Source organism: Massilia sp. W12 (genome assembly GCF_037300705.1).
In the GTDB taxonomy this organism is placed as follows: Bacteria; Pseudomonadota; Gammaproteobacteria; order Burkholderiales; family Burkholderiaceae_D; genus JACPVY01.
In genome coordinates this window covers 171,984-190,763 of sequence record NZ_CP147776.1, presented here as the reverse complement: position 1 = coordinate 190,763, position 18,780 = coordinate 171,984, and the positions used below count along the sequence as shown (strand labels likewise).

10 protein-coding genes and 1 pseudogene are annotated in these 18,780 nt (G+C 58.3%); 1 reads left to right on the top strand and 10 read right to left on the bottom strand.

The genetic code is table 11. The features are described from left to right. Nucleotides 1-57: 57 nt before the first annotated feature. From V8J88_RS00780 to V8J88_RS00740, 9 genes and pseudogenes are all read right to left on the bottom strand, one after another. Nucleotides 58-1,284: an MgtC/SapB family protein gene (locus V8J88_RS00780; RefSeq protein ID WP_338847237.1), complete on the bottom strand. Its 1,227-nt coding sequence runs from the start codon at nt 1,282-1,284 to the stop codon at nt 58-60. 38 nt (nt 1,285-1,322) lie between these two features. Then, nucleotides 1,323-1,715, bottom strand: coding sequence for a hypothetical protein (locus tag V8J88_RS00775; protein ID WP_338847236.1), 393 nt, complete (start codon nt 1,713-1,715; stop codon nt 1,323-1,325). Between the two features lie 13 nt (nt 1,716-1,728). Beyond that, on the bottom strand, nt 1,729-2,874 hold the full coding sequence (locus V8J88_RS00770) for a histidine decarboxylase (protein ID WP_338847235.1): 1,146 nt from the start codon (nt 2,872-2,874) through the stop codon (nt 1,729-1,731). Nucleotides 2,875-2,984: 110 nt separating this feature from the next. Beyond that, a complete protein-coding gene (locus V8J88_RS00765) occupies nt 2,985-3,722 on the bottom strand; it encodes a hypothetical protein (protein ID WP_338847234.1) in 738 nt (245 codons plus the stop codon). A 172-nt stretch (nt 3,723-3,894) separates the two neighbouring features. Then, nucleotides 3,895-4,158, bottom strand: a complete 264-nt coding sequence (locus tag V8J88_RS00760; protein WP_338847233.1) for a hypothetical protein — start codon at nt 4,156-4,158, stop codon at nt 3,895-3,897. 52 nt (nt 4,159-4,210) lie between these two features. After that, a complete protein-coding gene (locus V8J88_RS00755) occupies nt 4,211-4,603 on the bottom strand; it encodes a DUF2310 family Zn-ribbon-containing protein (protein WP_338849975.1) in 393 nt (130 codons plus the stop codon). Then, nucleotides 4,584-4,685: pseudogene (locus V8J88_RS00750) on the bottom strand (VOC family protein); the annotation flags it as partial. The pseudogene V8J88_RS00750 and the gene V8J88_RS00755, both read right to left, overlap by 20 nt. A 150-nt stretch (nt 4,686-4,835) precedes the next feature. Then, on the bottom strand, nt 4,836-5,201 hold the full coding sequence (locus V8J88_RS00745) for a DoxX family protein (RefSeq protein WP_338847232.1): 366 nt from the start codon (nt 5,199-5,201) through the stop codon (nt 4,836-4,838). 55 nt (nt 5,202-5,256) lie between these two features. After that, a complete protein-coding gene (locus V8J88_RS00740) occupies nt 5,257-5,856 on the bottom strand; it encodes an NAD(P)H-dependent oxidoreductase (RefSeq protein ID WP_338847231.1) in 600 nt (199 codons plus the stop codon). Nucleotides 5,857-5,971: 115 nt separating this feature from the next. Here V8J88_RS00740 and V8J88_RS00735 point away from each other — a divergent pair, with 115 nt between their 5' ends. Next, nucleotides 5,972-6,856, top strand: coding sequence for a LysR family transcriptional regulator (locus V8J88_RS00735; protein ID WP_338847230.1), 885 nt, complete (start codon nt 5,972-5,974; stop codon nt 6,854-6,856). 359 nt (nt 6,857-7,215) lie between these two features. On the opposite strand, the gene V8J88_RS00730 is transcribed toward V8J88_RS00735, so the two are convergent. Further along, entirely contained in the window at nt 7,216-18,753 is an 11,538-nt protein-coding gene (locus V8J88_RS00730) for a filamentous hemagglutinin N-terminal domain-containing protein (RefSeq protein ID WP_338847229.1), read from the bottom strand. Between the last annotated feature and the right edge of the window lie 27 nt (nt 18,754-18,780).

The window sequence follows — 18,780 nt, the reverse complement described above, 5'->3', positions numbered from 1 at the left end:
TGTACAGGATGTGCCGGACGGCGGCGGCGCAGCCGCCAAACCAGGCTGATGACAGCTTCATGCAAGCAAGCGCCACACATACGGCGCCCAGGCCGCCAGCAAAATCAAGATCAGGCCGCCGCCGGTGCGCCAGGCGAATGCAGCGCCGCCGGCCATGCTGGCGGCCAATATTTTGCTGCAGGTATTGCTGCTGACCGCCAGCAAAATCGCCAGCTGCACCTGACCATCCGGCAAGGCGGTATGACTTAATAAGGTGAGCAGTGACGCCGCCGCCGCATGCACATCAACCAAGCCGGCCAGCGCAGCGCCAAGCAAAACTGCCGCTGCGCCAAAATAGGTATGCGCAAAAGAAACGCTGGCAGTGGCTACACTCAAAATCAAGGCGAACGCGAGCGCCTCACGCAAACTGAAGGCGCGCCCCTTGGGCTGTACAAATTCGCCGCCTTTGGCGTGACGCAATAAGCTGAAACCGGCTACGCCGCAAGCGCACAGCAAGGCGGCGACAAAGGATGGCGCCAGATTCGCCAATTGCGCCGGGGCCACCGTGGCGCACACCACCAGCAATAAAACAAAGGTGGCGACAGTCGAAAGCAAGGCCCCGCTGACGCATGCCGTCATCAATTCCGGTTGCTGTTTGGCGCGCAAACCCATGGCGGCAGTAGTCGCGGTGCTGGAGACAAAGCCGGAACCGAAGCCGGACAAGGCCAGCCCCAGGCGCGGGCCGCTGATGCGCAAGGCCACGTATCCGGCCGCCTGCAAACACATTAAGAGCACCACCAGCCCCCACAAGCGGCGCGGATTGGCCCCCAGCAACCAGGTTTGCGGCGCATCCGGCAACAAGGGCAGCGCCACCAGCGCAGCGGCCGCCAGCCACAAAGCGTCGCGCAATTCATCCGTTTTCAGGGACACATGCAAAAAGCGGTGCAGCGCATTGCTCCAGTGCAGGGTAATCGCAATCATCACCGCCGCACCAGCAGACACCGCCGGATTGGCGAGACTGCCGGCGCCCAGCAAATACGCCATGAACAAAGCCAGATGGGTCGTGATGTGGCGATCATCATTGTCTTGCCGCCAATATGCAATCAGGCACAATCCACCCACCAGCAAAGCGCCGGGCAAGGCCAGATTCCAGGCGCCAGCGAGCGCGCCGGCCAGCGCCGTCAGCGCGAAGGTGCGCACGCCGGCAAAGGCGCGCGGATTGGCGGCGGCTTTGCGCCGCTCGCGCTCAATCCCGATGATCAAGCCGCAACCGAGGGCGATCAGCAGTTGCGGCAGCGTCAGCATGGCGTCCCGCGCAATCCATCGTGCATTATCGGCATGTCTTACTGCACCACCACATCATGCAAAAAGGTGCGCACCGCCGGGATATCATCGGTCCCGACAGCAACGATGGAATAGCCGGCCTGGCGCTGCACCACCACCATCGAGCGGATCGCGATTTGTTGATCGGCCAGACGCTTGGCGACAGTCGCCAGACCGCCGGGACGGTCTTCGATGCGCAACAAAACCGCATCGTCTGTCACCACATGAAAGCGGCTTTCTTCCAGCGCGTGGATGGCGGCTTCATATTGATCGACTTGCAGATGAATCACCGCATCCGCGCCGTACAGCTTGGCGCTGATATCGGTGATATCAATCTGGCGCGCTGCCAGCATTTCCGCCAATTCCGCCATCAAACCCAGCCGGTCTTCGGCAATTACTGTGATATGGGACATAGTGTTTTCCAATTCAAGCGGCAGGCTGCGCAGCGGCTTGCTGCGCGCTTTGCCAGTCTGTGATAAAGGCATCGATCTGTGCTGTGCTGACATTCGGCAGACAGATCAGGTGGGTGATGCCGTTGGCGGTGGCCAATTGATATTTTTCTTTAATCGCGTCCGGCACGCTTGGCAAGACCACCGTGATACAGCCGGGATTGCGCCAGGCGTCCACGCCCAGGGCGCGCAGGCGTTCGCAGGCATAGACGGCAGTGGCGAGAGCATGTTCGACGCGTGCGCGCATGCCATCCAGCCCCAGTTCGCGAATGCGCTGCCACAGCACCAGCGGGGTGAAGCCATTGCGCGAGCCGGTGATGGTGGTGTCGAGCGAACCGATATACGCAATGCCGCGCGCGATGCGGTCAACATTGCTTTTTTTCGCCAGCGCCACGCCGCAGGGAATCGGCGAGCCTAAAAATTTGTGTCCGCTGATCGACATCGAATCCGCGCCGTCGGCAAAATCGAATGGCGGGCGCGGTTCAATAAAGGGACAAATCATGCCCGACAGCGCGCAATCGGCGTGGATATACGATTGCTGCAAGGCGAGGTCGCTGATGATGGCGCGGATTGCACTGATATCGTCGCGCCCTTCGGTCATGGTGGTGCCGATATTGGCGAAGATAATCGGCGGGCAATCACGGTGGATGCGCATGGTTTCGCGCAAATCGTCGTAATCGATTTCACCCGATTTCTGGCTGCGGATCATGATGGAGCGCATGCCCAGAAAATGCAGGTTTTTCGCCACCGAGTAATGCGTCTCTTGCGAGTAATACACCATGCCCTTGGGCAGCAATTCGCGCGCCAGATACAGGCCGTACAAATTACCCTCGGTGCCGCCATTGGTGACATAGCCCCACCAGTTATTCGCGGGTGCGCGCAGCAGCTCAGCAAAAAAAGTCACCACTTCGCGTTCAAATTCGCGCGTGGCGACTTTCCAGGTCGAATCAGCGAAAGGGTCGCCCAGATTATTCAGGGGATAGCTTAAAAATGGCAGCAAGGCGCTGTAATCGAAATCTTTGGAGACCGGATAACCAAGAAAATTTTCGGTGCGGCGCGCGATTTCTGTCTGCAAATCCTGCAGCCTTTGCCGGTCTTGCGGATTGAGTGTGTAGGCAGCCATGTGCTACTCCCCGGGAGTGAATCAGGCGCCCATTTTGCCACAATTGCAGGACGGCTTCGCCCCCATCTGCGCCCGGAAATGCGGGCGCGAGGGCGCGAAACTGCAGATGCTTAAGGCTTTTGGAAAGGATCGCTGAACAGCACTGTGCCATCGGCGAATTGCACCGCCAGCTTGTACCAGCTGCCGGAGCCGCCCAAATTGCCATACAGCTTGAAGTTATAACGGCCATAGCTTTGCGCCGGCAAAGCGCCATCCGCATTATTCAACAGACTGGCGCCGCCATCTTTGGAAACGCCCAGCACATAGGTGTTGTCGCCATTGCCGTAGTAGCAGCTCATGCCAGCCGGAAAGGCTTCCTGACCGACCACGGTGTCCAATTGCCCGGCCATACATTGCAGATTGCCATCCAGATAAATCAGGGACATCGCCACCACCGGCCCCACCACCGATGCGCTCATCACATCTTCATACCAGCCATCCGGGGACATCGGGCCAAAGCCGAATGTGATTTTATCGTCGCTCACACCGGCATCCACACCGGCGCTGACCACTTTATACAGACCGGGGAAGGAACAGAGATGATTGGCGCATTGTGTGCCACGGGCAAAAATCGCCGTCAACTCGCCTTTTTGCGCATTCCCAATCTTGCCCTGCTCTTTCAAACCATTCAGCGCTTGCGTCGCGCATTGCTGGGCCTGGCCCTGGGTCGGGAATGTGCCTGGGCATGCGGTCAAGACTTCGATGATTGCATCATCATTGCTGATTGCCGCATGCGCCGCGCTGAGAGGCAGGAAATTAAACATGGCGGCCAGCGCCAACGGCAAGATACGGGGGATAGGGAAATGCATAAGTGCTCCAGTGTTGTTGTCATGTGAGTCGCCGAAATTCGCCCATGACCATGCGCAGCGCCTCCCCACGACAGCGGAGATACTTCTTCCTGCAGGATTGCGGCGCACATAAGCCAGACGAATGCCGGGATTTTACAGAGCCGTTTTACAGATGCCTGATTTGGCGCAAACATTACTTCCTTTTAGTTTCCCCCAGGCATAAAACAGCACCGAACATAACCAAAGAAAACCGGCCTTGCTCTGCAGCAATGCATGCCTCTGGAAAAATTGCGCTGTTCCTCATTTGCAACAGCGAGTTTTCCATGGCGGATGAATTGCGGCGCCAGCGCTCAAGCTTCTGGCCCGGCGCGCTGTGCGCTGTGATGCTGCCGCCCAATACGCCGCTGACGATGTGATAGCCGATGGACAGCCCGAGGCCATAACTGCCCTGCCCCATGTGCCTATCCACAACAAACAGGGGCGGTCCAGCAGCAAGGGTTTGACGCTGTCTAAGGCCAGACTGGCGGGCAGCGCAGCGGCGCTTCCAGCGAAACAAACGTGGTATGCAGCAAATAAGCGCTGGCATCTGCGCAGGCGCACAGCGGCGCGCCGCAGCTGTCTTCACCCACCGCATGAAAATTAACTGCAATCCCGGCGTCTTGTACCTGTTGCAAACATTTGCGCACATACACGCCATGCAAGGCAGGTGCGAATGCATCCCGCTCAGGGGCCAGCACGGTGGCTTGCACGCCATTTTCCATGTTTTGCAAAGGCCATTCTCTGCTGCAAATCTGGCCGTTCATACGCAACGTGGCTGACAAATCCGGCGCCAGGCTCACAATTTGCTCATACCGGGCTTTGTCCTTGGCGTGCAAGCTGATCTGATGGATCGCCTGGCGCATGGTGGATTGCATGCACTTGCGAATCGGGGAAAATGCTGGCGTAGAACTGCGCAGCCTTCAAGGCTGCGCCATCAAGCCACAGGCAAAATCGGCATGTCCCATTTTTGAATCACGGCAAGCGTCAACTGACATCCGGGGGGCGACGGCCAGTCGGCCAGAGGGAGAATTGGGGCAGACTACAGCAAACACACGCCAAAGCGCAGCGCTTTGGCGTGCAGGAAAAACCGGTATTTCAGGCCTGCTTGAATTGCAATATCCGCCCGCGCGTGCTGAGCGCGATATAGCCTGCCAGCAGCAGCGCGATCAAAGCCGGGACGCCTTGCGCCAGAGGGGTATGCACGATGTGGAAATACAGCGCGCCGCACATAATCACGCTCAGGCCGCCCGCCGCCAGCGCAGATAAAGCGGGGATGAACAAGGCGATTGCGCCCAAGGTTTCACACAAACCGATGAAATAGCCAAACCAGGCCGGCAGGCCGAGCACGCCAAAACTGGCATGCGCTGCCGGGACACCCATTAATTTCATCACACCGCCGGCGCCGGTGATGAGCGCCAAGAGAATCGATGCAATCAGCAGCACATATTTTTTATTACGCATAAAGAACTCCATAAAATGATGTCAAAGGGCCGGCAAGGCCGGCTGTGCAAAAAAATCAAACCAGCGCCGCCGCCACCTCCTCTGCGGCTTGCTGCTGGGCGCGCTGGGCCGCATCCGGCCCCATATTCAAGCCTTCGGCATAAATGAATTGCACATCGCTCATGCCCAAAAAGGCGAGAAAGGTTTGGATATGCGACGTCTGGATATCCAGCGGTAAGCCTTTGTGCATGCCGCCGCGCGCCAGCGCCACATACACTTTTTTCCCGCTCAACAAGCCTTGCGGCCCGTTTTCACCATAGCGGAAGGTGACGCCGGCGCGCGCAATCGCATCGAACCAGCTTTTCAATTGCACCGTAATGCCGAAGTTGTACATGGGCGAGCCGAGCACCAGCACATCCGCGCGCTGCACTTGCGCAATCAAGGCGTCATCCAGGGCCACGCGCGCGGCTTGCTCCGGGCTGCGTTGCGCTGGCGGGGTGAAAATGGCTTGCAACGCGGCCTCATCCAGAATCGGGTGCGGGTCTTGCGCCAAATCACGCAACTCCAGCGTGGCGTGCGGATATTGTTGCAGCAAGCGCGCGCTGAGCGCATTGGCCCAGCGGGTGGATTCGGAACCCTGGCTGCGCGCGCTGGAGTTGATTTGCAGAATATTCATGATCGCTTTCCCTTGAAATGTGCGTCGATGCATCACTATAATCGTTCCAAATTTCTCGCAGAAGCCATCAAAATGAGTATCATTGTTTCATTAATGGAACAATCTGGAGACCAGAATGCAAGCCAATGATTTGCTCTTGTTTGCCCGTGTGGTGGAGGCCGGCAGCTTCAGTGCGGCGGCGCAGCGGGTCGGCCTGCCCAAATCCACCTTGTCGCGCCGCATTACGCAGCTGGAAGGCGCGGTCGGTGAGCGGCTGCTGCAGCGCACTACGCGCCATCTGACCTTGACCGAAACCGGTCATGCGGTGCTGGAGCATGCCCGTGTGGTATTGGAGCAGACCGAGGCGGTGGCGGCGCTGGCGCAACACCGCCAGGCGGAGCCATCCGGCAAATTGCGTATTTCGATGCCGGGTGATTTCGCCAATCTGGTGATGGCGCCGATGTTGGCGGATTTTGTGCAACGCTATCCGCACATCGTATTGGAACTGGATTTATCGCCGCGCCGGGTGGATTTAATTGCGGAAAATTTTGATTTGGCCTTGCGCATGGGCGAGTTGCGCGATGAAGCCAGCCTGGCGGCGCGGCGTCTGGCGACCTTGGAACCCGGCTTGTACGCCGCGCCCGAATGGATTGCGCGCCACGGCCCGATTCTGCATCCTTCCCAACTGCCGCAATATGACATGCTTTGCATACCGATACGCAGCGATGAAACGCCGCTGCTGCGCTTACAAAAGGGCGCCGAAGTCTGGGAAAGTGCAATCAAGCCCAAGGTGCTGGCGAACTCACCGGAAATCTTAATGCGCTTAGCCATTGCAGGACTTGGCATTGCCTTTGGTTCAGATTTCATGGCGGCGCAATTGCGCGGCCAACCCTTGCAACGCATTCTACCGGAATGGTCTATGCCGAAGGTGGATGTGTGGGCGGTATTTCCCGGACGGCGTTTGATGAGCGCCAAAACGCGTGTTTTTTTAGACTGGATAGCGCAGCGTTTCAATATGTGAACAGCTATGCGGATATGAGAAATTTGATGCGCCGCACCCGGCTGTTCGCAAGAATGGGAGGATTTGCAAGGCGTCTTTGCACGTTTGCACATCCCGCATGAGAAGACTGCGCTGGCAGTCCAATGCTATCCCCGGCATGGGGTATGCGATAGGCTGAATGGCAATCAAGCCGGACAGCGGACTGCAAAACGGCGCTCCCCCCGGCCAAGAACAAAATGAAACCGGCGCTCACGCGTCAAGGTTGCCAAGCTGACTGCGAAACACCCGCGATGGCGCTTGCCGCTTGGCCATTTTGTTTTGCCCACGCGCAACTCAAGCCGGCCGCAGAGCTGCCGGCAGGCCTGAAGCAAAAAACATCATCAATTGCAATACAGCTTGCGCGCCGGTTCTTCTTTTTTCACTTCTTTGTTTTCTTCCTTCTTGTTTTCTTTGCTGCTTTCTTCTTTCTTGCTGCCTTCATCTTTGCTGTCGCTGCTCTTGCTGTCGCCGCTCTTGGCGTCGGCGGGCTTGTTATCAGCCGGCTGCTCACCGCTCTTATTCTCTGCAGCCTTGCCATCGCCTGGCTTGCTGGCGCTGTCATTGGCCGGCGGCGTGCGGCCGCCTGCTGCGCCGCTGTTGTTGCTGCCGCTGTTATTGGCGGCGGCGCTGCCGTTATTGCTGCTTGGATTGCTGATTTCAGGCTTGCTCAGATTGCTGGCCAATACCGTGGTGGCCGGCTTGCTTTGCTGGCTGGTCAGATTCACTGTGTTGTTCAAGGCATCGCGCAACTCTTCCGCGCTGCTGGAATTATTTGTTCCACCCGTGCCGCCGCCGCTGACACAAGAAGCCGGATTGCTCAGACACTGATCAATTTGCGGCACGACTGCGCTGCAACCAGGCAAGCTTGGATTGGCGCTGCATTCGGCCAAACTCGGCAAGACTGCGCTGCAACCGGCGGCGCCGGGCGAAACAATGCACGTCGCCAGGCTTGGCAACACGCTGCTGCAGCCCGGCGTGGCCGGATTGCTGATGCATGCTGACAAATTCGGCAGCACCACCGAGCAGCCCGGCAGCGCCGGATTGCTCATGCACGCCGTCAGCGCCGGCAACACTGCGCTGCAGCCAGGGGTGGCCGGATTGGCGGCGCAACTGGCCAGGCTGGGCAGAATCACATTGCAACCCGGCGTGGCAGGATTGCTGATGCAAGCCGACAAGGTCGGCAATACGGCAGAACAGCCCATTGTCGCCGGATTGCTGATGCAGCTGGCCAGGCTGGGCAGCTGCACGCTGCATCCCGGCGTGGCCGGATTGGCCAGACAGGCTTCCAGACCCGGCAGCACAGCGCTGCAGCCCGGCGCGCTCGGACTTGCTATACATGCCGCCAAAGACGGCAACACCACATTGCAACCCGGCGCTGCCGGATTGGCCATGCAATTTTGCATGTCCGGCAGAACCGCGCTGCACCCCGGCAAGCTGGGCGTGGCGATACAGGCCGCCAGATTCGGCAGCACCACACTGCAGCCGGCGGTGGCAGGGTTGGCGATGCAGCTGGTCAAGTTGGGCAGAATCACTGAGCATCCCGGGGTTGCCGGGTTCGCCATGCAACTGGCCAGATTCGGCAGCACCACATTACAACCAGGCGCGGCAGGATTGGCGATACAGCTGTCCAGATTCGGCAACACCACATTGCAACCGGGCGCGCTTGGATTGGCCTGACAGGTATCGATATTCGGCAGCACCACGCTGCAACCCGGCGTTGCCGGCGCGCTCAGGCAGGCCGCCATCGTCGGCAATACGGCGCTGCAACCGGCGGTGGCCGGATTGGCGATACAGCTTGCCAGCGAAGGCAAAATCACGCTGCAGCCAGGGGTGGCGGGGGCCGCCTGGCAAGTCGCCAGATTCGGCAACACCACCGAGCAGCCCGCTGCGGCTGGATTGGCCATACAAGTGGCCAGATTTGGCAACACCACATTGCAACCCGGCGCGCTCGGCGTGGCCTGGCAAGTGTCCAGATTCGGCAGCACCACGCTGCAGCCCGGCGCACTGGGGTTGGTCTGGCAGGTTTGCATGCTGGGCAAGACCACGCTGCAGCCGGCGGCATTCGGATTGACAATACAGCTGTTAAGCGATGGCAACACAACGCTGCAACCCAGGGTGGCCGGATTGGCGGTGCAAGTGTTGATATCCGGCAGAATTGCGCTGCAACCGATACGCTGCGGCGTGGCCATGCAATCGTTGACGCTGGGCGGGCCGCCGTTTTGATACGAATTCAAGACCGCCTGCGGACTGAGGCTGGCGCCAGACTGCACCACAATCGCATCGCCCGCCAGCAAATTCACCGCACCGCTGGAACTGACCGACGCCCCGCTGTTGATTTGCAGCACATCGCTGATGCTATTGCTCTTGCCGGCTTCCAGCAGCAGCGCACCGCCGTTGCTGGAAATCACGCTGCCGTTCACCGTCAGCGGCGAATGCGCCACCAGGCTGATGTTGCCGGTCGTGCTGCTCACCTTGCCATTCACCGTCAGCGCGCCGATATTATCAATCTGAATGTTAGCGCTGCTGTTTTGCGTGACATCGCCCACGCTCAGCACGCCGGTATTGTTCAAGACGATATCGCCGCTGCCGCTGTTCACAGCTTTGACCGCATTGACATTGCTTAATAATTGAATGCCACCGTTCGCCTCAAGATCCAGACTCGCCGCTTGCAAATTGGCCGAACCATTGCTGATCGCGCCGCCCGCTTGCAAGCGCAGCTGGTGGCCGCCCAGCGCCTGCAATGGGCTGCTGACATCCAGGCTGCCGCCGCTGTGCAAATAAATATCGCCGTTGCGCACAATGCCGCTCAAGGCGCTCATATCCGCATGCGCCGGCGCGCTGCCAAGAGCCAATCCGCTAATCGATTTCAGGCTCAAATCGCCGGCGCCTGCCGCCGCCACATGGGACACCGCATTATCCAGCGGCAGATTCACCGCGCCATCCGCCTGCAGCGCCAGATAGGTGACATTCAATTTGGCGCTTTGCGTCACCGCTCCGCTGCTGCGCAGCCATAAATATTGCAACTCGGAAGGCAGCAAGACGGTATCGGTATTGGAACTCAAGGCCAGCGCGCTGGGCAAATGGCCGGTTTTACCCAGCATCAGTTTTTCAGTGTGCAGATGGTCAAGCTGATCCAAGGCCAGACAAGGCGCTTGCACGCAGACGCTGCTGCCCAGCGTGAGCGGGCGCGCACTGTCGGGCGCCAGTTGAATCATGGCGGCGTTGGTGACTTGTCCCGCGAAACTCATCTCATCCGCCACCAGCGACAGCGGCTGCTGGTTCATGGCCAATGTGCCGCTGAGATTGAGTTTGCCGCCATTGCTCAACTCAAGCCCGAACGGCTGCTGCATGTTCAGGTTCAACAGCTCAAGATTTTGCGCGTTGCGGATGAAATGCGTGGCTGGAACAGGATCGAAATTCGAGCCGCCCGGGCTGACCGTGCCGGACACTTTGCCAATCAGGTTTGGCGCCGGCAAATTCAGTCCGGTATTGCCCTGCAAATACAGTTCGTCCACCATGATCGGCGCATTGCTCATCTGGGTGATTTCACCGCAATGCGTTTTGCCAAAACAGCTTCCATACAAGGTCAATTTGCCTGCACTGCTGCGCAAATCCAGCGCCGCATTGAAATTCAACGGTTTGTTATAGGCGTCTAACGCCAATACATCGGTTTGCAAGGCGGCCAAATCGGCGTTCAGCAATTCCAATTCACCGTTATTGCTGATGCTGGAAACGATTTGCGTCGCTTTGTTATAGCTCTTAAAGCCGACAATGCTCTGGCCGCTGACAATCGCTTTGAAGCCATTCGCCTCAATTTGATCGGCGGTCATGAGAACCTTGCCGCCGCTCTGCCCGATGCTGGCAGCTGTCGCTTGGGATAAATCAATCTTGCCGCCTTCCATCCGCACATCTGCATACGGTAAGGCGCCGGACGGCCCCAAACTTAAATGGCTGCCGTACAAAAACAAACTGCTATTCGGCAGACTCACGCTGGCGTCAACATGCAGGGCGTGGTCAATGTCGCCCAAATCGAGGCGTTTGCTCTGAATGTGGCTGAAATCCGCCGGCAGCAAACTCAACTTGCCATTGTCATGCGTATTTGAAATCAGCATGCTTTGATTCGACGAGAGCGGCGCGATGGTCAGCCAAGACTGTGTCCCGCTGTCTATCGTGCCTTGCAGATCGAGATGATCCAACTGCAATTGCATGTTCACGCCAGCGCCCTGGCTGATGGTGGCGGCGGCAGGCAGATTCAGCTTGCCGGCGGCAATTTTGATGTCGCCATTGCTGGTATGCAATACCGCATTGGCATGATTGGCAAAATCCAGATTGGCGGCTTTCAGCAGCATCTGATCTTTACCCATCACCTTGCCGTCAATCTGCACATCAAATCCGCTGACATCCAGCACCAGACTCTTACTATCCCAATTCGGGCCGCTGGCGCCATCGGCCTGGATCGCCAAGCCCCGGCTTTCCATATCAACTATCTTCAAATTGCCGGCGTTTTTGATGAAAATGCCGCCGTTCTCGCCGCCGGCAGCTTGCAATTTATCGACTGCCAGATTCATCAGATTATCCGGGTCGCCAATGCCATGAGCGGCTTGCAGCACCAATTCCGGCGCGCTGATTTGCGCTGCGCCGGTAATCGCACCGCCGCCGGCTTGCAATTTGACGCGCGCGCCATTAATACTGATCGGTGAGCTGATTTGAATATCGCCGGCCATGGTTTGCAAGTGCAGCGGCATATTGCCGCTGATGCTGCCCGGCGTCAGTGCGCCGCTTTGCTGCGTGATGGAAAGGCCGCCCAGACTATTCAGCACGCCGCTGCTGCGCAGCCAGCTGTCTGTCACTTTGACCATGCCAGGGCCGGACAGCGTGCCGCCGCTCTGGCTGTAGTGCGCCACCGTCAGCAGTTTGCCGCTGGCGATATCCAGTGCGCCATTGCTCAGATTCAAAAAGCTTAAATCCAGATCGCCCAGACTGCTCAATAAACCGCCGCCCAGGCCCAGCCAGCCGCCCAGATTTGCTGATGAATTCTGATTCAGGGTCAGGCTGCCGCCATTAATCGCCAGCTTGTCATTGCCAAGCAGGACCAGGCTCTTAACGTTATTCACGCCATTATCCAGAGTCACGGTGTACTGGCTGCTGTAATCCGGCAATTGCACGGTTTCATCACTGGCCGGGACATGACCCAAGCTCCATTTACTGCTATCGCTCCAATTGCCGTCGCCGTCAAAAGTCCAGATATTGATCAGGCTGGCGGGCGGCATCTTGAACCAGATCTGGCCGGCTGTGGCCTTATCCAGTGTGGCGCCGCTGAAATCGGGCGCCGCGAGCGTGGCAAAATCGCCATTGAGTTTGCTTTGATAGCTCAGGAATTGATATGCATCGCCTTTGGCCGGGACATATCCGCCGAGCGTCTCCAGCTCCAGAGTCCCATCCAGCGTCAGATCGCCGGCCACGCTCAGTTTGTCGTATTGATTGGCGTCCGATATGACCCGGATTTTCAGGGCGCCGCCGGCATTCTGGGTGAAATGCCCATCGATTTTGAGCGTGCCGGCATTGCTTGCGTCACCTGGTTGAATCTGGCCGGCATTGCTCAATGTGCCGCTGCCCAGATACAGCTCGCCGCTGCCCCGTATCAACCCGGTATTGCTGATATTCGCGGCCGCTGCATGCAGCGTGGCGCCATCGCCGATTTCCACGGCGCCGGCGTTTGCGCTCATGCCATTCAAATACAAGACGCCGTTGCTGACCTTGATCGTGCCGCTGTTTTGCACATCGCTGGCCTGCAGGTAAGAGCTTGCGCCTTCATTGTGCAACACGCCGGCGTTCAGAATGCTGGCGTTGTTGCTGTGTTCCAGATACCAGCCGCCGCGCAAAGTAATGCCCTTGCCAATCGCCAGGGTCTGGCCGGCGCTGCCATAACCCGCCACCACATGCGCATTCGTGCCGCTGTTTTGCAAATCTTTGCCGCCGCTCAGGGTGGCGTTGCCGGCGCTGGCGATGTGCTGTGTCCCGCTGCCATGGAAATTTAAAAAACTGTCGCCCAGCTTCCAATGCGCCTGATCGGCCAGGGTGAGGTTATTTTTGATAATGGCTGAGCCGCTGCTGTGCAACTCGCCGGTGATGGTGACGCCATCCAGGGTTGCGCCTTGCAGGTCAAACACGCTGCTGTCAGCCGCCTCAATGGCGCCGCCTTTGACTTCGCCATACAGCGTCGTGATTTTGCCGCTCAGGCCAACGCTCAATGTGTCGCTGCTGTTATCCAGTTTGCCGTAAAAACTCACCACACCGCCGCTATTGCTGACATTGCCCAAGTCAGCCGTTTTGGCGTCAACATGCAATTGCGCTTCGCCGCTGCTGATTTGCAGCAGGCCCGCATTACTCCATGCAGATGGTTGCAAAAACAATGTGCCGCCATTGGCTTTCAGCGTGCCCTGGTTATCCAGCGCAAGCCCGCTGATCGTCAGCATATTGTCATCCGCCAGGATCTCGCCCTTGTTTTGCAAGGTGGCGGCCTGGCTTTGCAAAATCGATCCTTGTCCGCGCAATGTCACGCCAGCGCCGATTTGCAAAGTCTGGCCGCTTTGATCGCCGCCAGCATAGACAATCCCGCCTTGCAAATGCACTTGCGCATTGCCGCTGCTGCTGATGGTTTGCGTCCCGCCGCCATTGATATACAGCGATGCGCCATTTAATTCCAGATTCACGCCATCGGCCAGGGACAAACCATTATCGATGAGCAAATATCCGTCCAATTTCACATCGCCCGTCAGCTGCACCCCATCCAAACGGCCATTCGAGCCGCTCAGCGCGATGCCGCCGCTGCTCTGCACATTGCCGTTTTTGATCTTGCCATCAAGCTGAGTCAAGCCTTTGGCGCCAAAGTGCCCATGCGCGCCGATATCCAGCGTGGCGCCGGAATTATCCAGTGTGCCGACATATACCAACTTGCCGTCCGTATGCGTAATCGCACCAAGTCCGGCGGTCGTGGTGTCAATATCGAGATGCATGGCGCCGCTGTTGAGTTCCAGAGTGCCGCTGTTTGTCCATTGGGTTTGATTAATCAGCAAGGCGCCGCCATCGGCTTTGAGTGTACCGCTGTTTTCCAGCTTAGTGACGCTGATACTGAGTTGCTTGCCACTCGCATTGGCTTCGATCACCCCCTGATTTTGCAAGGTGGCGGAGAAATTCTCCGTGACGTCGCCATGACCATACACGCGCACCCCGCTGCTGATAGCCAAAGTTTGCCCGTTGACGCCATGACCGGCTTGCAAATAGCCGCCATCCAGCGTGACTTCTGCGCTGCCATTGCTGCCCAGGGTTTGCAAGCCGCTGCCATTAAAGAGTAAGGCATGGCTGCCAAGCTCCAGCACGCTGCCGCTTTCCAAGCTCAGATTTTTCACCAGCAAATTGCCGCCCAGGGTGAACTTGCCGGCAATATTGACGCCATCCAATTGCCCGCCCTGACTCGGCATGGCTTTGCCATCGCCGGATTTGAGCGTACCGCCGCTGATCAGGCCGCTGAAAGAATCCAGTCCGAGCGCGCCAAAATTGCCGCCGCCGCCAATATCCAGCTCTGCGCCGCTGTTATTCAACTCGCCGTCAAAGTGGATCACGCCGCCACTGTGCGCAATCGTCCCCAAAGCTGCGGTGGTGGTGTTATAACTCAGTTGCAATTTGCCGTCGCTGGCGTCTAACGTGCCGCTATTGCTCACGCTGCCAGCCTGCAAATGCAAATTGCCGCCTGCCGCACTGATTTTGCCGTTATTGATCAAGGTGTCCGGATTGAGCACGAGATTATGCGTGCTGACGTCCGCGCTGATGTGACCGTAATTTTCCACCGTGGCAGCATTGCTTTGCGTGATATAGCCATGGCCGCTGATTTTGGTGTTGGGGCCAATCTGCAAGGTTTGCCCGCTCACGCCATAACCGGCTATCAGGGAACCGCCGCCCAGCACGATTTCGCCATTGCCGGAGCCGCCTAATAACTGCGCGCCGCCGCTGAGAAAGCCGATGGTGGCGGAACCCAGCTCAAGCCGTGCGCCATCATCCATCTGCAAGTCGTTTTTCACGCCAAAACTGCCGCTCACATTCAATGTGCCGGCCAGGGTCACGCCATCAAAAGTGGCGCCGCTGATTTGCACCGTATTCTTGCCATCGCCGCTGATCGTACCGCCGCTGATATCGCCGTTGATGTGATTCAAACCACCCGCGCCGAAGGGGCCGCTGGCGCTGGTGTCCAGCGTCGCACCACTATTATCCAGCTTACCGCCCAGCACCACCGTGCCGCCGCTGCGGGTCAGCGAACCCAGATCGGCGGTAGTGGTGTGCAAATTCAGATTCAATTGCCCGGATGCCAATTTCAGCGTACCGAAATTTGACCAGTTCGTGCTTTGCAGGGTCAGCGTGCCGTCATTTACTTCCAACGTGCCGCTGTTGGCGAAGCTGTGCGGATTGATCAGCAAGGTTTCGCCGCTGACATTGGCGTTGATTGTGCCGGAATGCAGGATGTCGGCCTTATCGCTATTCCCCAATACGCCATGGCCGGACAAGGTGACGCCAGGGTCGATTTGCAATTGCTGGGCAGTGACGCCATACCCCGCCAAAATCGTGCCGCCGCCCAACACCACTTCAGCGTTGCCGCTGCTGCTCAATTGCTGCGTCCCGCTGCTGACAAAATACAAACTGCCGGCGCCCAGATTGAGTTTCGCGCCATTCGCCAATTGCAAGCTGTTTTTAATGCTCAGCGTGCCGCTCATACTCAATTCGCCGGCCAGGGTGACGCCATCCATAGCGCCGCTGGATTGCAGCGAATGGCCGCTGCCGCTGCTCACCGTACCGCCCTGAATTGTGCCGCTCAATTCATCCAGCCCGCCCGTTCCAAACGGCCCGCTGCTGCTGATATCCAAGGTATCGCTGCTGTTGTCCAATGTGCCGGCCAGCACCACTTTGCCGCCGCTGCGGCTGAACGCGCCATTCAAATCCGAGGTGGTCAGCGGCGTGTGCAGAATCATTTGCCCGCTGCTGACATCAAATTTGCCGCCAGTGCTGGCGTATGTCCCGGTCTGCAAGGTCAAAGCCCCGCCAGCGGCTTGCAGCGTACCGCCATAATTGTGCAGATTCTTATTAAAGAGGGTCAGATTCTGGCCGCTGTGATTGGCGCTGATCAAGCCTTTATTCAACAGGGTGGAAGGCGCATTGTCATAGCTTGTGCCATAGCCGGTCAGGCTGATTCCGTTTTCCAGCGTCACGCTCTGGCCGGTGGCGGATGCGCCCAGCGCGAAACTGCCGCCGCCCAAGCGGATTTCCCCCTGCCCGGGTGTGCTGATGGAAAAACTGCCGCTGCCATACATACTCAGCGTTGCCGCGCCGACGTTAAGCAAAGCGCCGTCCGCCAGAGTCAGCCCGTTTTTCACATTGATGCTGCCGGAGATCGGCAGCGTGCCGACGATGGTCACATCATCCAGATAGCCGCCGCTGCCGCTGTGCAGCTTGCTGCCATCGCCGGATTTGATTTCGCCGCCTTTGATTGTGCCTTCCAGATTGCTCAAGCCGCCTGCGCCAAATACCCCGCCCGTGCCCAATTCCAAGGTGTTTGCGCTGTTATCCAACACGCCGCTCCAATTCAGCGTGCCGCCATTATTTGTAATGCCGCCCAGCGTGCTGGTGCTGGTCTGCAAATTCAGATTCATGGTTGATGCGGAATTCACCAACAGCGTGCCGCTGTTACTCCAATTGGCGGTGGTCAAGGTCATCAGGCCGCCGGTATTGGCCTTCATCAAGCCGCCCTGATTATCTATCTTGCTCAGATTGATAAACAGCGCCTGTCCGCTGTCATTGGCAATGATGCTGCCATGATTTTCAAGCGCCGCGCCATTTGATTCAGATACCGAGCCATGTCCCTGCAACAGCAAACCGCTGCCGAGCTTGATGGTTTGACCGCTGACTTGATAGCCGCCGACCAGCGTACCGCCACTCAGGGTCAAACTGGCGTTGCCGCTGCTGTCTAAAGTTTGCGTCGCGCCATCGGTGAAATACAAATAGCCGCTTTGCTTGATCGCGGCCTGATCGGCAAAATTCAAATTGCCGGCGACAAACAGGGAACCGCCCAATTCGGCACTGCCATCCAAGGTCACATCCTGCAATGTGCCATTGCTGCCGGTGATCAGCTTGCTGCTTGAGAGCGTGCTGTTTTTTATCAAGCCGCTGAGGCTGGCGTCATTGCTCAGAGTGAGCTTGCCATTGGCCAAATTCATCTGACCGGCCAGGGTGATTTTGCCGCTGGTGTTGAAATTCACATCCAGCGCATTGGCGTCCGTCCCCAGAATGCTGGCGCCATAATCAAGCGAGATATCGCCGCTGGTGATCAAACTCAGCGAACGTTTGCCGCTGCTGCTGTTTTTGATGCTTACCGCACCATTTTCACTGGCCGAGCCTTCAATTTTGATAATGCCTGTCCCGCCCGTACCGCTGGATGTTTGCAACACCACATCGGTGCCGCCATCAAGCACCGCATTGATTTCGGTATCGCCAATGGTGCTGGGAGCGGATGGATCGAACACCCCGCCGGACAAAGAATTTGTGCTGCCATGGCGCACTGTGATATCCGAGGGATCGAGCAGCCATACGCCAGCCTTGGCGCCAGTGGCGCGCACCTTGCCGGCGCCAATGAATAAATGCTGTTTGCCGGATGTTTCCACCAGGCCGCCCTGGGCCACCCCGGAAGCGTCCGCCATCCCCTGGAAGTTGGTGCTGCCATCGCTCCAGGCGATGATGCGGCCGCCGACGCCGCTTTGCTCTGCCTTGGCCAGAATCTGCGCATCTTTGGCCACCGTGGTCTGCTGCGCGTTTGGAATCTGCGGATTTTTACCCTGAAAATCGCCGCCCAACAGAACTGTGCCGCCGCCCGTCGCGCCGCTGGCGTCAATCATGGCCGCGCCTTGCATATCGACTTGCGGCCCGAGCGCCATCAGCGTGCCGCCGTTGCCCACGCTGCGCACGCTGGTCACGCTGTTGGCCCCCAGTTCCGTGCTGCGGCTGGACTTGAACACCACCTTGCCGCTGGCGTCGAGCTGGGCCGAATCGGCCAGCACTCTGCCCTGCTGCTTGACCAGTGCGCCGTAAATCCCGATCTTGCCGGCATTCGCCACGATTTCACCCAGGTTCAGGGCCTGGTGCGCGGGGGCCGAGACCACCACATGCATATCCGGGTTGTTCGCATCCACCAATTGCACCGAGTGGCCTGCCGCCAACATCACTTCGCCGCGTTGTGAGGTGATGATGCCGCTGTTTTCCACCTGCGGCGCAATCAACATCACCTGCCCGCCGGCCCCGCTATTGATCTGGCCGGCGTTGATCACCTTGCCGCCATGCGTCTTGCCGTCGCCAAATTGCCATTTGCCGCGCAGGAAATCTTCATTCGCCATCGGCAGGCTGGATGCGACCAGGCTGTGCACATCGACCTTGGCCGAGGGGCCGAATAAAATCCCGTTCGGATTCAGCAAAAACACCCGCCCATTCGATTGCAAGGCGCCGAAAATCTGCGAAGGATCCACCCCGCGCACACGGTTGAGCACCGCGCTGTTCGCGCTTTGCTGAATAAAACGGGTGGTTTCGCCGGCGGCAATCGAAAAACTTTGCCAGTCGATGATGGCGTTAGGCGAATTGGTGATTTGCATCACCTTGCCTTGCTGATTGATATTGACTTGCCCGTACACCACCTGCGGTAATTGCGGGTTGGCGTAGGCCGCACTCAAGGAGGCGGCCAGCAGGCTGGCCAGAAGCGTGCGCTTATATAAATGATCGGGCGTGATGCGGTGCAGGTTGGCGATCAAAAATTGCGGCGCGGCACGATGTGTGACTGAAGCAGGCATGCTGACCTCCAATGGGCTGATAAGTCA

Coding starts and splice junctions, on each gene's coding strand:
- V8J88_RS00765 (WP_338847234.1), bottom strand. CDS start 3,722: ATGCATTTCCCTATCCCCCGTATCTTGCCGTTGGCGCTGGCCGCCATG.
- V8J88_RS00755 (WP_338849975.1), bottom strand. CDS start 4,603: ATGCGCCAGGCGATCCATCAGATCAGCTTGCACGCCAAGGACAAAGCC.
- V8J88_RS00730 (WP_338847229.1), bottom strand. CDS start 18,753: ATGCCTGCTTCAGTCACACATCGTGCCGCGCCGCAATTTTTGATCGCC.
- V8J88_RS00735 (WP_338847230.1), top strand. CDS start 5,972: ATGCAAGCCAATGATTTGCTCTTGTTTGCCCGTGTGGTGGAGGCCGGC.
- V8J88_RS00745 (WP_338847232.1), bottom strand. CDS start 5,201: ATGCGTAATAAAAAATATGTGCTGCTGATTGCATCGATTCTCTTGGCG.
- V8J88_RS00770 (WP_338847235.1), bottom strand. CDS start 2,874: ATGGCTGCCTACACACTCAATCCGCAAGACCGGCAAAGGCTGCAGGAT.
- V8J88_RS00740 (WP_338847231.1), bottom strand. CDS start 5,856: ATGAATATTCTGCAAATCAACTCCAGCGCGCGCAGCCAGGGTTCCGAA.
- V8J88_RS00760 (WP_338847233.1), bottom strand. CDS start 4,158: ATGGGGCAGGGCAGTTATGGCCTCGGGCTGTCCATCGGCTATCACATC.
- V8J88_RS00775 (WP_338847236.1), bottom strand. CDS start 1,715: ATGTCCCATATCACAGTAATTGCCGAAGACCGGCTGGGTTTGATGGCG.
- V8J88_RS00780 (WP_338847237.1), bottom strand. CDS start 1,284: ATGCTGACGCTGCCGCAACTGCTGATCGCCCTCGGTTGCGGCTTGATC.